This window comes from Haloarcula amylolytica JCM 13557 (assembly GCF_000336615.1).
In the GTDB taxonomy this organism is placed as follows: domain Archaea; phylum Halobacteriota; class Halobacteria; order Halobacteriales; family Haloarculaceae; genus Haloarcula; species Haloarcula amylolytica.
In genome coordinates this window covers 534,633-547,637 of sequence record NZ_AOLW01000015.1, presented here as the reverse complement: position 1 = coordinate 547,637, position 13,005 = coordinate 534,633, and the positions used below count along the sequence as shown (strand labels likewise).

Annotated in this window: 18 protein-coding genes and 1 pseudogene; 3 read left to right on the top strand and 16 right to left on the bottom strand. The window is 58.6% G+C overall.

Going from position 1 to position 13,005, the window contains the following annotated elements; all coding sequences use genetic code 11:
* Positions 1-39: 39 nt before the first annotated feature.
* Positions 40-1,911, top strand: a complete 1,872-nt coding sequence (locus tag C442_RS08725; protein ID WP_008309596.1) for a PAS domain S-box protein — start codon at positions 40-42, stop codon at positions 1,909-1,911.
* 144 nt (positions 1,912-2,055) lie between these two features.
* Here C442_RS08725 and C442_RS08720 read toward each other — a convergent pair.
* From C442_RS08720 to C442_RS08705, 4 genes and pseudogenes are all read right to left on the bottom strand, one after another.
* Positions 2,056-3,198: pseudogene (locus C442_RS08720) on the bottom strand (mandelate racemase/muconate lactonizing enzyme family protein); the annotation flags it as partial.
* A gap of 300 nt (positions 3,199-3,498) precedes the next feature.
* Positions 3,499-4,533 carry a tyrosine-type recombinase/integrase gene (locus C442_RS08715; protein WP_008309592.1) on the bottom strand — a complete coding sequence of 345 codons (1,035 nt, stop codon included), beginning with the start codon at positions 4,531-4,533 and terminating at the stop codon, positions 3,499-3,501.
* Positions 4,526-4,867: a hypothetical protein gene (locus C442_RS08710; RefSeq protein ID WP_008309589.1), complete on the bottom strand. Its 342-nt coding sequence runs from the start codon at positions 4,865-4,867 to the stop codon at positions 4,526-4,528. Before C442_RS08710 ends, C442_RS08715 begins: the two co-directional genes overlap by 8 nt.
* Before the next feature lie 86 nt (positions 4,868-4,953).
* On the bottom strand, positions 4,954-5,133 hold the full coding sequence (locus tag C442_RS08705) for a ribbon-helix-helix protein, CopG family (protein WP_008309588.1): 180 nt from the start codon (positions 5,131-5,133) through the stop codon (positions 4,954-4,956).
* 144 nt (positions 5,134-5,277) lie between these two features.
* Here C442_RS08705 and C442_RS08700 point away from each other — a divergent pair, with 144 nt between their 5' ends.
* Both C442_RS08700 and C442_RS08690 read left to right on the top strand, forming a co-directional pair.
* On the top strand, positions 5,278-5,595 hold the full coding sequence (locus C442_RS08700; protein ID WP_008309585.1) for a helix-turn-helix domain-containing protein: 318 nt from the start codon (positions 5,278-5,280) through the stop codon (positions 5,593-5,595).
* 307 nt (positions 5,596-5,902) lie between these two features.
* Positions 5,903-6,874: a hypothetical protein gene (locus tag C442_RS08690; protein ID WP_008309582.1), complete on the top strand. Its 972-nt coding sequence runs from the start codon at positions 5,903-5,905 to the stop codon at positions 6,872-6,874.
* Positions 6,875-6,908: 34 nt separating this feature from the next.
* Here the strand turns inward: C442_RS08690 and C442_RS08685 are convergent, their stop codons facing one another.
* The 12 genes from C442_RS08685 to C442_RS08630 form a co-directional block, all read right to left on the bottom strand.
* Positions 6,909-7,568 (bottom strand): site-specific integrase, encoded by a 660-nt coding sequence (locus C442_RS08685; protein ID WP_008309581.1) that lies wholly within the window; start codon positions 7,566-7,568, stop codon positions 6,909-6,911.
* A gap of 171 nt (positions 7,569-7,739) precedes the next feature.
* On the bottom strand, positions 7,740-8,285 hold the full coding sequence (locus C442_RS08680) for a hypothetical protein (RefSeq protein ID WP_049942899.1): 546 nt from the start codon (positions 8,283-8,285) through the stop codon (positions 7,740-7,742).
* 312 nt (positions 8,286-8,597) lie between these two features.
* Positions 8,598-9,029: a hypothetical protein gene (locus C442_RS08675; protein WP_008309580.1), complete on the bottom strand. Its 432-nt coding sequence runs from the start codon at positions 9,027-9,029 to the stop codon at positions 8,598-8,600.
* Positions 9,026-9,574 carry a hypothetical protein gene (locus tag C442_RS22470; RefSeq protein WP_008309579.1) on the bottom strand — a complete coding sequence of 183 codons (549 nt, stop codon included), beginning with the start codon at positions 9,572-9,574 and terminating at the stop codon, positions 9,026-9,028. The genes C442_RS08675 and C442_RS22470 overlap by 4 nt, the downstream gene beginning before the upstream one ends.
* A 1-nt stretch (position 9,575) precedes the next feature.
* Positions 9,576-9,824: a hypothetical protein gene (locus C442_RS08665; protein WP_167320674.1), complete on the bottom strand. Its 249-nt coding sequence runs from the start codon at positions 9,822-9,824 to the stop codon at positions 9,576-9,578.
* 2 nt (positions 9,825-9,826) lie between these two features.
* Positions 9,827-10,570, bottom strand: coding sequence for a hypothetical protein (locus tag C442_RS08660; RefSeq protein WP_008309577.1), 744 nt, complete (start codon positions 10,568-10,570; stop codon positions 9,827-9,829).
* Position 10,571: 1 nt separating this feature from the next.
* On the bottom strand, positions 10,572-10,964 hold the full coding sequence (locus C442_RS08655) for a hypothetical protein (protein WP_008309576.1): 393 nt from the start codon (positions 10,962-10,964) through the stop codon (positions 10,572-10,574).
* On the bottom strand, positions 10,961-11,317 hold the full coding sequence (locus tag C442_RS08650; protein WP_008309575.1) for a hypothetical protein: 357 nt from the start codon (positions 11,315-11,317) through the stop codon (positions 10,961-10,963). Before C442_RS08650 ends, C442_RS08655 begins: the two co-directional genes overlap by 4 nt.
* An 81-nt stretch (positions 11,318-11,398) precedes the next feature.
* Complete coding sequence (locus tag C442_RS08645) at positions 11,399-11,590, bottom strand: hypothetical protein (protein WP_008309573.1); 192 nt, start codon at positions 11,588-11,590, stop codon at positions 11,399-11,401.
* 1 nt (position 11,591) lies between these two features.
* Positions 11,592-12,233, bottom strand: a complete 642-nt coding sequence (locus tag C442_RS08640) for a hypothetical protein (RefSeq protein WP_008309570.1) — start codon at positions 12,231-12,233, stop codon at positions 11,592-11,594.
* Complete coding sequence (locus C442_RS08635) at positions 12,230-12,763, bottom strand: hypothetical protein (RefSeq protein WP_152418449.1); 534 nt, start codon at positions 12,761-12,763, stop codon at positions 12,230-12,232. Before C442_RS08635 ends, C442_RS08640 begins: the two co-directional genes overlap by 4 nt.
* Positions 12,763-12,996 carry a hypothetical protein gene (locus tag C442_RS08630; RefSeq protein WP_008309567.1) on the bottom strand — a complete coding sequence of 78 codons (234 nt, stop codon included), beginning with the start codon at positions 12,994-12,996 and terminating at the stop codon, positions 12,763-12,765. The genes C442_RS08635 and C442_RS08630 overlap by 1 nt, the downstream gene beginning before the upstream one ends.
* Between the last annotated feature and the right edge of the window lie 9 nt (positions 12,997-13,005).

Sequence of the window (13,005 nt, the reverse complement as noted above, 5' to 3'; positions counted from 1 at the left end):
GTATCTTCAAGAGGGGTGATGCAGTTCCATTTACACAAGATGGCTGACACATATGCGCCGGCGGATTCGATACATGTGTTGCAGGTGGACGACACCCCGCTACTCGACGAGACTGTCGAGTTCCCGGCTGGACGGGACCCGGACTCGCTTACCCTGACTACGACTGACCGGGCTGACAGTGCGCTCGAACACCTCGAAGACAACGCTATCGATGGCATCGTTGCCGCGGACGACCTCTCGGACCGGTCCGGCCGTGCGTTCGTCGACGCGGTCCGCGAGCGGGATAGCAATCTCCCGGTACTGTTGCTGATCGAGTCGGAATCCGTCGCCAGTAACGCGGTCTCGAACGGCGTCACCGACGTTTTCAGCAGAGACACGGCTGTCGAGCGTGGCGACCTCCTCGCCAATCGAATTCGGTTGCTCGTCGAACACCATCAGTCGACAGAAATCGCTAGCCGGACCAGACGGCAACTCACAGAACTGGCGGAACAGTCGAACGAACTGCTGTGGGTGTTCTCCGGGGACTGGACCGAGATACAGTTCGTCAATTCGGCATACGAAACGCTTTACGGCCGCTCCGTGGAGTCCCTGCAGGCTGACCCCGCAGAGTTCATGACAGCGATTCACCACACGGATCAGGAGAGAGTCATGCAGGCGATGCAACGCGTGTCAGCTGGCGAATCCGTCGACCTCGAATTCCGTATTACCAAACCGGATGGCGAACAGCGCTGGGTGCGGGCCGAGGCGCAACCGATTGTCGACGATGGCACAGTCATCAGAATCGTCGGTGCCTCGCGCGACATCACTGAGCGGAAGCGACGCGAGTCCGAACGCGTCACGGAACTGGATAGCCCCGACGCGCCAGTCGATGCAGTGCCGGATCTGTTCTATGAACTCGACGAGAACGGCGATCTGGCTCGCTGGAATGATGCACTGGCGGCAGCCACCGGACACGAAGACGCTGATCTCGCGTCGATGGCTCTGACAGCCCTCTTCGCCCCGTCCGACCGCGAGACGGTTCGCCAAGGCATTGAGACGGCGTTCGAGACCGGTGAGGCGTCGTTCAAAGCCGACCTGCTGACCGCCGACGGAACGACAGTCCCGTACGAATTCACCGGCGGCCGGATAACGGCTGCTGACGGCTCGACGCTCGGCGTGGCCGGTATCGGACGGGAGATCTCTCCCCCCGACAGCCGTCAACAGGCCCTTGAACAACAAAACGAGCGCCTCGACGAGTTCGCCAGCGTCGTCAGTCACGACCTCCGGAACCCGCTTGACGTTGCCCGAGGCCAGCTAGAACTCGCACAGATAGAACACGACAGCGAGCATCTCGACGCAGTCGAGCGAGCCCACGACCGTATCGGCCAGCTCATCGAGGACCTCCTGTCGCTGGCCCGGAACGGCGAGGCCGCGCTCGACAGCGAGCCGGTGCCGCTCCAGACCGTCGTCGAGCAGTGCTGGCAAACCGTCGAGACCGGCGACGTGACGCTGGAGCTACGGACCTCGGCCGTGGTCCGCGCGGACCCGGGTCGGCTCCGACAACTGTTCGAGAATCTCATCCGCAACAGTGTGGAACATGGACAAACGCCACACACTGAGAAACAGGGAGACACCGGCGAGCAGCGTGTGACAACCTCGATATCACAGTCGCAGGGAGCGGCCACCGACCTGACGATAACTGTCGGCGAACTGGACGACGGCTTCTACGTCGCGGACGACGGCGTCGGGATTCCGGCCGACGAGCGCGAGAACGTGTTCGAGGGCGGCTACTCGCTGGCTTCGGGCCCCGGGTTCGGCCTCCGAATCGTCGATGAGATCGTCGACACCCACGGCTGGTCGATAACGGTTGCAGAAAGCGACGCCGGCGGTGCTCGCTTCGAGATCACCGGCGTCGAATTCGATGCGGCGTAACTGTGCCGCCGTGATATCGGGTGACCACCACGTCACCCGGTGCCGTCCCAGTCAACACCAACAGATGGGGGCTGAACTTACGCTTCGTCCTGTCTCTTATACACATCTCTGAGCGGGCTGGCAANGATGTGTATAAGAGACAGCCTCGATGACGGTCTCCTCGACCAGGTCCTCCCACCAGCCGAGTTCGTAGGAGTGGTACTCGACGGCCAGAGAGTTCGGGACAGACGCCCCGACGTGGGCGCTCGCCATCGTCGCAATCGGCGAGGAGACGTTGTGCATCGCGACCGGGATGTAGTACTGGTTCGCCACGTCGGCGACCTTGCGTGTCTCGCGCATGCCGCCGACCTTCGGCATGTCCGGCGCGATCATATCGACGGCCTGGTTCTCGATGAGCCGGCGCTCCTCGGTGACGCGGTAACGGTTCTCACCGACGGTGATCGGCGTGTTCGTGGACTTGGTGACCTCCTCCTGCACTTCGAGGTTCTCCGGCGGAACGGGGTCTTCGAGCCACCAGACGTCGTACTCCTCGATGGCTTCGGCGAGACGCTTGCCGGAGCTGCCCGAGAACGTCCAGTGACAGTCGAAGGCCACATCGGCCTCGTCTTTGACCTCCTCCGTGACTTTCTCGACAATCTCGGCCTTGTGTCGAATTTCGCCCGGACGGAGGTGGCGGTTCGCGCGGTCCTTTTCCAGGCCGCTTGGCACGTCGAGGTCGAACTTCAGCGCGTCGTAGCCCAGTTCGTCGACGACGCGGCGCGCCTCCTCGGCGCAGGCGTCGGCGTCGGCCTCCTCTTCGGTGTGACAGTCACAGTACACGCGCATCTCGTCGCGGTACTTGCCGCCCAGGAGCTGGTAGGCCGGCACTTCGAGGATCTTGCCCGCGAGGTCGTGCAGCGCGACCTCGATGCCAGCGATGGCGGTGACGGTGACACCCTCGACGCTCCCCTCGCCGCTCATCTTCTGGATGAGGTGCTCGTAAAGGCGGTCGATGTCGAGCGGGTTCTCGCCGACGACGAACGGCTTCATCCGCTCGATGAGTTCCGGGACGCCCGCGCCCCAGTATGCCTCGCCCGTGCCGACGATGCCCGCGTCGGTGTAGATTCGGACGAGCGTCCACGGGAAGTTCCCGTCGACCATCGTCGTCTGAACGTCTGTAATCTCCACGTCACGGCCGCCACCGCGCTTGGCGGTGACGCCCATCGTCTCCGCAGAGAGCTCCCGCATGGTGTACTCTGCGTTGGGGTCGTGCAGGTCAGCGTAGTCTACGTCGTTTGCCTTTCCCATACCCCTCGCTTGCTATCGGCGTTACAAAAGTGTAGAGGAAATCGGTCTCGCTCTGGCAGGACCGCACAAATCACAATTTGGCTGTCAGCCTTCGTCTGCTTCCGCCTTGGGTGCCTGCTTGACGCTTCCGTCAACCACTGTGGCAGCGCAACCCTTGCGGTCCATATGAAACCGCTGCTGTCAAGTCGTATTCCCTGCACAAAGTTTTGAAGTGGGACCGCCGAGAATGCCCACGTAGGAAAATTGGCGCACTGTACCGCACTGAACCGCTTAATAGCTCTTTTGGTGATGGTGTATTCATCATGAATCGGCCTCTAAGTCGAGTTCTAAGTTGTTGATGTAGGGGCGGCGGCGCTCCTCCAACCGCTGGCGCTTCGTTGCCTGGTCGTAGTGCTTTTCGATGACTTCGAGAGTGGCGTTCACCCGTTCTGAAACCACCTCGGCCGGTAAGCCACAGTCACGCTGCCAAGTGATGCTCCCCGTCCGAATCCGGTGGGGAGAGAGCGACGACGGACACTTACTTGCGCTGTGAATGTGGAGATACGAACAAGTCTCTCGCTCCTTCCCGTGGGGACACGGGCCATGCAGGCACGGCTGAGTAGCGAGATACGTCCACACCCGAGCAGTGTTCTCACTCGCGCGGCCCTGAGTCGTGGTGAACAACGGCTTGCGGCCATGATCGTCGTGGCTACTCTCCCGGTGATGCTCAATGTAGTAATCCAGCACCTCACAGACTGCCTCCGGTAGCCCAACCGCCCGCTCACCATCGCTATCGTTCTTCAACGGCGTCCCTTCTCGATGGTGGAAAGTCACGAACCGCTCGCCGCTGTGGTAGTCCCGTAGATCGAGGCTACGGGCTGCACCTACCCGGCATCCCGTAAACCAGAGAAGTTCGAGCAGAGCGTGCTTTACTGTCCCGTAGTGTGTAGGGTCTGACCGCATAGCTCGAAGCAGTTTCTTGGCTGCCTCCGGTTCCAGCATCTCGTCGTTGGACTCTTCTCCATCGGGTATCGTAGGGACGTGGACTTTTTCGGGTAAGTCCTCATCAACCACGTCGATGCGTGCCAGATACTCCAACCAGTTCTTGAGAGTCTGCATCTCGCCGTTCAGGGTGGCCGGCGAGACATCCGAGCCGCGACGGAAGGTCTCGTACTCATCGAGCTTCCAGCCAGTCAGCTCGCGCATGGCGGTGATATCGCGCTCTTCTGCCCACTCGACAAAGTGCTTCAGCCGATACCGAAACGATTTGATAGAGGCGTCGGCCGCGTCCGTCTGGCGGTGGGCAAGATAGCGATCTCTCGCCTCTCGCGGAGAGAGTGACGGCCTCTCAGTCATCAGCGACCACGGCCTCGCCAGCCCCGTCGACGTCGGCGGTTCCGGAAGTCATCTCCCGCGCTCGCCGCCGCCAATCCTCGTCCTCGATGCGCTGGGGCTTCATCCCGCTGCTGCCGGCTTCGCCGTACCGCTCCTTTCGGATTCTCTGGACAGCGTTCACGCGGTGAGGAGGCAACTTCAGTGTTTGTCCGTCCCACTGCTTGAGCCACAGCCAGCCGTTTTCGCGGACCTTCGCCGAAACGACATACACGTTCCCAGACCCGTCCACGTCAACGACGGCAGGCTTGTCGGCGTTGGTAAGGTTCTCCGGGTCCGGGTTGTCGGCAAGGCTCATGGCCCGTCCTCCGTGTCGCTGTCGCCACTCTCTTGGTCGCTCGAATCGTCATCAGAAACTGGGGCCTCAGAGCTACTGGACATAGTTTACGCGGCCCCCGTTTTCGACTCTTCAGTTCGTCGGTTTTCGTCTGTACACAGTTCGGTTTCTGGAACATCAAACGGAGAGTCGTGCGCCTGGCGAATGAGATGGCGAATATACTCGGCCCGACTCATTCCGTGTCGTTTCCTTTCCTCTTCGATGTCCGCGAGCATCGACGGCTCCATGCCCACGGTCACATTTGCATGTGGCATTGCATGAATCAATCGTTGCCCTTGTCAGATATAGTTTACGGCAGCAATATCAGGGGCCAATTGAATCAGATGAAGACAATCCGCCCTATTATGGACTATGGCATCAATGATTGATTCATGCGCTATTCGGGCGGCTGGATGGTACTAGCTGATGACCGGATTCTCGAATATATCCGAGAAGAAGGATCTGGTCGTCCAACCGAAATGCAAGAGAGTGGATACGTCCGCTACTCTAAGCAGTATATCAGTACTCGATGTAAGAAGCTCTCAGATCATGGACTGCTTGATGACCTTGGGAATGGTGTCTACGTCATCACGGAACGTGGAGAGCGATACTTAGACGGAGAAATTGACACCTCAGAGGACTCCCCCGACGAAGTTGAGTCGGTATTTGAAGGAGAGTCCAAATCCGGAGAAAGTCACGAGCAGGTTTAAAATATGAGCAGGCGAAAGTCGGCATTCTGGATGAAGCAGTTGGACGAACGGATTCTTGAACATCTTGACCGCGAGGGCTGGGCTACCCCCTCAATTATGGCCAAAACAAAGGGTTTCAGCGCCTCAGAGGGACATATTCGGGAGCGGTGTCTGATGCTACAGTACACCGGTTTCGTCGCGCCCATCACAAGCGATATGTACGAACTAACGACTGATGGGATACAGTATCTTAGAGGGCAGATCGACGCAAGGCATCGGCCAAAACCGACCGTGGAGCGGGTATTAAACGGATAGCTCGTTTTGACCAATGACCGAAGATAACGAGGAACTCAGTCAGTTAGCGGGTATTGAAAGGGGAATTGATGATCACGATGAGTTCCAAACACTTCTAAACCATAAAATTCAGATATTTGAATCGCTGGCGAACGACTCTCTGAAGATATTAAGTATACAGCTGTTCATAGTGCCAATCTCTTTAAGTATTATCTCTTTAATTGAGCAGGGTAACTTACCTTTTGTCGGCACCTCATCCGCATTATCGAAAGAGAATATTGCTCCACCGGAACTTAGTGGATTGATTATAGCTTTCTCGTTTGCCATAGTTGCGATAATTTCTGTTATTTCCTCGTACCACTACTGCAGATGGAGAGCTAATACGTTGCCAGCGTTATTACTCTACAGAAAGGGACTTGCAAAAAAACCGGCTCCAAAATTGACTCGTTTAGTTACATACCTGAGCAGTGAGGAAACGGCTAAAGAATTAGAATCCGTCCCAGAGGAACAGACTGCACAGGAGCAACTGTTATACGGCTATCCCGGAATGGGGTCAATTGAAGCATTCGTTAGGGGCGTTCTTTCCCTATCACTCTTAGTATCATTTGGCTCGCTAGCCTACCTGCTGACGGATATCTTGGATGCTGACTTCCCAGTATGGCTGCTAATATCTCTACTTGCTATAATAATCCTATCACTAACTCCCTATATGTACGCAGCTGGACACATATATGCTGTCTTGGAGGGGAGTGCAGGATTCATTTTTAGATTTATCAACCTTCTTCGTGAATTATTATACCGTCTGTTTCGGAGACAGGCTACGACGGTCTTCGCTTGGACACTTGATAATCCAATGAAATCGCTATTCGGGTCAACTGGTCTGTATCTATTCGGTATGGCATTATTCATGAGCGATATTTGGACGGAAAGCGCATTATTGGTCGCATTCTCATTATTTATTGGTATCTACGGAATCATACCATTGTCAATTAATCTAATAAAGTAAAAATAAGATATTGTGTGCTCCCAACCAGTAGAGTTTATCTACAGGTGCTTCGAGTTTCTGTGAGTCCCATTGTACCTGGATGTACCACCTCCGCGCTCTCGTCGCCGCCCTTGAGGAAGTCGACCTTGCCGCGCTCTCGACGAATCGCCTCCGGGCTGAACTCTCCAAGGTAGTGCTTCCTGAACGTATCCCAGTCCTCCCAGCCCCCGAAGGACATCACAACGGATGGGATCACGCCCTGCTCCAGTAGGTATGTGCCCCAAGTCCGGCGGAGATCGTGAACGTCGAGGTACTGCCAACCCCTGTCACCGGTTTCTTCCTCCAGTGCGTCAGCCGCACGCCGGACCCAGCGGTACACAGTTGACCCAGCCACGTCCAGCAGCGGCTCGTCGTCGTCCTGCTGGTACGCCAGCGTCTCCGCGATGGTGACAACTTCCTGCGGGACCGGCGGCTCTCGGTACTTGTTTCGCTTCGCGTAGCTCTCCCAGACTCGGATGTGATCGCCGGTCGGTCCGTCGACGAGGTCTTGCGGACACACCTCGATGATTTCCGAGCGCCGGAGTCCGACCCGACCGGCGAGCAGGAAGGCAAGCCGCTGGTGTGGTGTCTCAGCCTGCTCGATGAATCTCGTTAGTTCGTCGTCCGACAGCCACACCCGTTTCCCGTCGTCGTTGTCGTAGTCCTTCAGCCTCATGCACTCGTTCCCCAGTTCTATTGCAAAACATCTAGTTTTTTCGGTCAACTCGGGGGGCAACAGGGGTCAAATAGAGCGCAATTGCACCAGAATGAGGGATTCTCGGGCGTTGGTGACTCACAAGTGAAATCATATGGTGCCGACCGAAGTACCGTCAGATGTGACTGCTGGCTAATCCTCTACTCGTTCCTCGTCCAAATCCTTATTTGCGGCTTCTTGTTGTAGTTCCCACGCTCGTTTATCGAAATTATCTGCATCCGATTCCCTTTTTTGTGTTTTTTCTCCAGTCCTCGAAAACGGGGACTTGAGCCACGAGGGAGTCGTCAGCGTCCACATACTCGCTTCCAATGTATCCACTGTCTCGCTCGATAACTCATCACCTCGCTCCACTATTGAGACAGGTATGCGGACCCTATCGTTAGCACTCTTTCGCTCGTTCACATCCCGTACTTTCGCCATGTGTTGATGGTACTGTGTGACCAACTCAACCTCTCGGTTCGATAGTAGATTAATTTTCCCCAAGTTCGCGTCAATGATTGGAGTTTTCAGCGCATTTACCCCTAGTATTGATGCTTTGGCTGCTCCAACTGGTGTGTTCCGGATCTCTGTCGCTATGGCTTGGCGTAAACTGTCTGTTCGCCGTTTCTGGCGTATAATATACATCACTACGCCGGTAGCAACACCGCCGATAACACCAGATAGAATCGAGGTGAGCATACAATGCAGAGTGACTGATGGTACATCAATTCTAGCCTACTTTTTACAAGCACCTAATCTGAATACGTGTTGAAAATCATATATTTACTCCGACCCAGTAATTAAGCAATGAGCTATAATCGAACCTGAAGGAGAGTTGTCATGACGGGGATGTCCGATTATATATTGAACCGGACACAGTTCTACAGCCAAGTAAAATCGGGAGACTGAGTCGGCGTGATACAGCTTTCTCAGGACTGTAATGGCGTGGTTCGGTGTCCGATTTTCCGACTTTCAGTGCAGAACCGGACACGCTATCTCGGTCCTTCGTCGTCACAGTGCGCGTACGACCAGTTCCCCGAGATGGGTTACTGTCGCCCGGCCGCCGGCCTTCCACGCCGAATCTATCGGTGTGTGCCAGCCCAAGGCGTGCTGTAGCGAGTCGTCCGCCGCCACCAGGGCCAGCACGACGACCGCGACAGCGTGCCGCCGAGGCCACTCGCGCCACCCCGGACGGAACGGAGCGAGTAGCACCACTGCGTTAGCGGCCAGCGTCAGACTCGCGCCGATGACCGGATACCGGGGCCATATCATCCCAAAGCTCACCAGACCGCCCAGCACGCCGCACAGCGCCAGCCACGGCTCACGCCGGGGATAGTTGTCCCACACGATGAGGATGGGCACCAGCGCCGCCAGCGTGGCCGTCACGTAGTGATGCGGGAGTGCCGCCGAGCCGTCCGGCACAGTGTGATACGGGAAGCTCATTGCTGGCTCTTGTAGACGGCCAGCCCTATCGCTCCGAGACCGACCACCCACATCACCGTATCTGGCAAGCTGCCCCCGAGCGTCGTCGTCTCGCTCTGCTGGCTGCCGTCGCTCTGCTCGGTCGGCGGCGTAGCACTCGGGGACTGCTCCGGTTCCGGCTCCGGTTCGGGTTCCGGCTCTGGCTCGGGTTCCGGCTCCGGCTCAGTTGGCGGCGTCGCCTCCGGTTCGGGTTCCGGGGCAGGCCCCAGCACGGGGTCAGTTGGGGATGTGTAGCTGTTGCCGCTGCCGATACTGTCCGAGTCGACGCGCTGCCCGTCGATCAGCATGGCGGCCCCGTTGGGCACGTCCGCCTGAACGATGCTGCCGGTATATCTGTACGTGTCGGACTGCTCGTTGATGCTGCCGATCATCTGCTGTACGTCGGGCAGCCGCCTCACATCGTCCCCGCCGCCCATATCGCCGGCCCCGGTCGCTTCGCCAGTTACTCGAATGTCGTACTCGTCGCCGTGTCCGTCGGGGTCGCCGACGATCTTGATGATTCCCATGTCAGTTACCTCCGTTGTCTTGGCCGCTCTCCTGCTCGTCTGCGTTGCCTGTCGCCTCCTGCATCGCCGTTTCTTCGTCTTTGCCCGGCTCGGGTCTGTACGGGATTTTCGCCGCCATGAACCGGCCGAATCCTTCCAGCCGCTCAATTCCGTAGCGAGTCGGTACCGTCATCCCGCCGATAAACATGAGAAGGCCGTAAGCGACCATCTCAGCCGTTGGTGTCGGGATTTGAGATATTGCTGATTGCATTGTTAGATGTTGTGCGAGTGTTGGGGAGTGGGCGCTATTCTGATAGCGCCGTTCTGCCAATTGGTCTCGTACTCGAAATTGAATTCATAATAACCAGCCCACACGTCAGGCACCGACCCAGAAACGTACTCATATTGTCCCGTGTTCTCGGTCGTGAATGTCTCGGTATGAATTATTTTGCCGTCTTTACGGTCATACAGTCGGAATTCATGCTGGCCCGTCTTTCCTGTATCGCCACCGTAATGGTCTACTTCAATCTCGTATCCTGTCACAACGCTGAATACCTTGTTTGAGTAGCCGAGGTCTCTCCACACCTCATCAGTGGTGTTTTGCGTCCCGCTCGGCTTGCTGTGGTGCGCCGTCGAGTCGCCCGCGTGGCCGTTTAGCTCCGACTGCGTGGCCGTATTGAAGGCCAGCCGGTCCTGCCCGATACTGTCCGATGCGAGCGCGAGGTCGCCGTTGCCGTCGATGGTCAGATACGACGACAGTAGAAGGGCCAGCGTCCCCGAATTGAACGACAGGCCGCTACCCGGTGTGAAGTGGTCGCCCGGAGAGACGTTAGTGAGTTGGTCGTGGCTGACGTAGCCGGTCGTGTCCCACGTGGTGCCGTCGTAGACCTTCACCTCGCCGTTGCCGTCGGTCCCGCCGTCCGTGTCAAACCACAGTTCGCCATTCTCGGGGTCGGCCGGTTCGGCGCTCTGGATGTAGTCGAAGCCGCCGCCAGACGTTGCACTGAGTCCGGCCATGCTACTGTCCCCCCTCGAAGATGATACCCACGCCGTCGCCGGCTGTGTTGGTCCTGATGTGCAGGTCCGACAGCGTGGCTCCCTCCCACTCGAAGACGTGGCCCGCGTCGGTCAGCGGGATAAACTGGTCGTCTGCGTCTCCGAGAAACACGTCTCCGCTGTTGGCGGGCAGGTAGACGACCAGTGCCGTCACCCCGTCCGGGATGGAGAGATTGGGCAGCTGCTCGGCGGCCGTTCCGTCGGTCGTGTGAGTGCGGATCGTCGCGCCCGACGGGTTCCCGACGGCCTTCTGAATCTCCATCTGGCGCTGCTCGTTGCTCGGGGGTTGGTCGTCGCCGTTGCCGTCTTGGACGACGTTGATGCGCTCGACCTTCCCCGTGGTTTCAATCGTCATTGTGCCACCTCCCAGCCGAGCGGCTGGATTGTGTATCGCCGGGTCGTCGTGTCTGAGAGGTTCCGCACGTAGACGGTCATCTTCGACGAAAACCGACGGGCCGGGATGAACGTAGCCACGAGGTCGTCAATGTCGGTCGGGGGCACAGGAGCCGGCCCGTACACCCGCTTGCCGTCCATCCACGCCTCATAACTGCTGTCGGGGTGCTTTGACATTCCCAGAATCGGCAGTACGAACTCCGTGACCTGCTGGGTAGGCGAGAACGTCACAGTCAACTGCTCGCCCGGGTCGAGGATGCGAGTGAGAGGGTCGTTGTACGGCACGTCGTCGGCCGCTGGTTCGGGGACGATCATGCCGCCCCTCCCTCGCCGTCGATACGTCGCCGCTGCTCCTCGATCTCCTGCTCGCTCATCTCCTCTTTTTCGGCTTCGATTTCAGTCCTCATTCTTGTCTCTCAGATGCTCGTTCACGAGTTCGATGATTCCGGCCCGATGCTCGGTTCCGTTCAGTTGTCGCTCGTGTCGCAGCGCCGCGTTCCGTGTCCAGCGGGCTTCTATAGCGAGCGCTGATAGCGCTCCTGCCGTGACAATGGCCGTCGACTGGTAGATGATAGCCTCCGGGACCATCCTACCGGCCCCCCAGTGCGTCGGCCCCGGCGGCTGCCAGACTCGCGTACGGACTCAGCGCCCACAGCGCCAGCAGCAGCGCCAGCAGACCGCCGTACAGCTTGATGCGTCCCATGTCCACCCCGAAGAACTGCGCCGCCGGGCTGTCGTCGTCGTCATCGTCGCTATCGTCGGGCGTTGGAAGCCACGACGGCGGGCCGTTGTTGTCGTCGCTGTCGTCGTCCTCGTCGTCGCTATCGTCTGGGTCCGGTTCGGCCGTATCCTCGCCGGAGACCACGACGTACGCGGTTTCCTCGCCGGTTTCGCTGCCCGAGCCGGGCAGGACGGCGTTGGCGGATACCTCGTACTCTCCGGACGATTCCGGGGCGCTGAAGGTCTTTGTCACCTCCTCGGTGCCAGTGCCGACGTTCGTAACTCGAACGCACATCGGCCCCTGCGAGCGGGTTTCTCCCATCGGCCCTTCGAGGTCCACCCGGACCATGTAGCCGGCGGATGCTTCGCCGGTACAGCGGTCGGGTTCCCACGGGTTGATGTAGAGACCGCCGTTGTGGACCTTCGCCGTCACCTCGAAGCCCTGTCCGGGGTCGACGGACTGGGGTGCGTCAAGCTCAAGCGTGATGTTACCCCCTTTTGCCTGAGTCATCCGTATAGCACCCAGTATCCTGCGATTCCCAGCGCCGCGAGACCACCCACCGCCAGAGCCGGAGATGGGCCGCTGGCGTCGGTCTGCTGGCCCTGCATCTGCCTGAGTAGCTGCTGATAGCTCGCTCGCATCTGCTGGGCCGCCTGCTGGGGATTCTCCGGTGGCTGCGTGCCACCGCCGTCCTGCTGTGCTTCGGAATACAGCACCGCCTCGGACTGCTCGACTTCGTCCTCCGTGGCGGCCACTGCCACCGCTTCCCCGTCGCTGCCGAGAACGGCGTTTACCTCCGAGTCTGGCGCGTGGCCGTCAATCTCTCCGGTTGCGACGTTTTCCCCGAACTGCTCGGCGGCGGCCTCGTTGCTGGCTATATCGTTGTCGCCACCGATTCCGTCGCCCTCGATTAGGTCGAGGTCGCTGTTGCTGTTGTTCTTGCTGTTGACTCCTGTTTCTGTGTTGGTAATCGAACCGTCCTCCTCGATTACTAGGTCATCCTGCTCCGATACCCACTGCTCCATTGCGTTCTGTCCCATCAGTTTGTATCCTCCGTGACTGCCATCCAGACCACTATCAGGAACAGCACCACATTCATCGCTTGTAGCACTAATTCGAGGTCCTGAAGGGTCCAGTTGCTCTTTTCGACGCAGGCCGTCAGCGGCCCGTTCGTCTGCGTGTTGGCCGCCGCTACGGTGTCGCCCTCATCCAGACTGGTAGCGGTGGCTGTCGGCTCGTTCTGTACTTCCCACGGTGCCGAAAAATCCGCCATAGAAGCGGT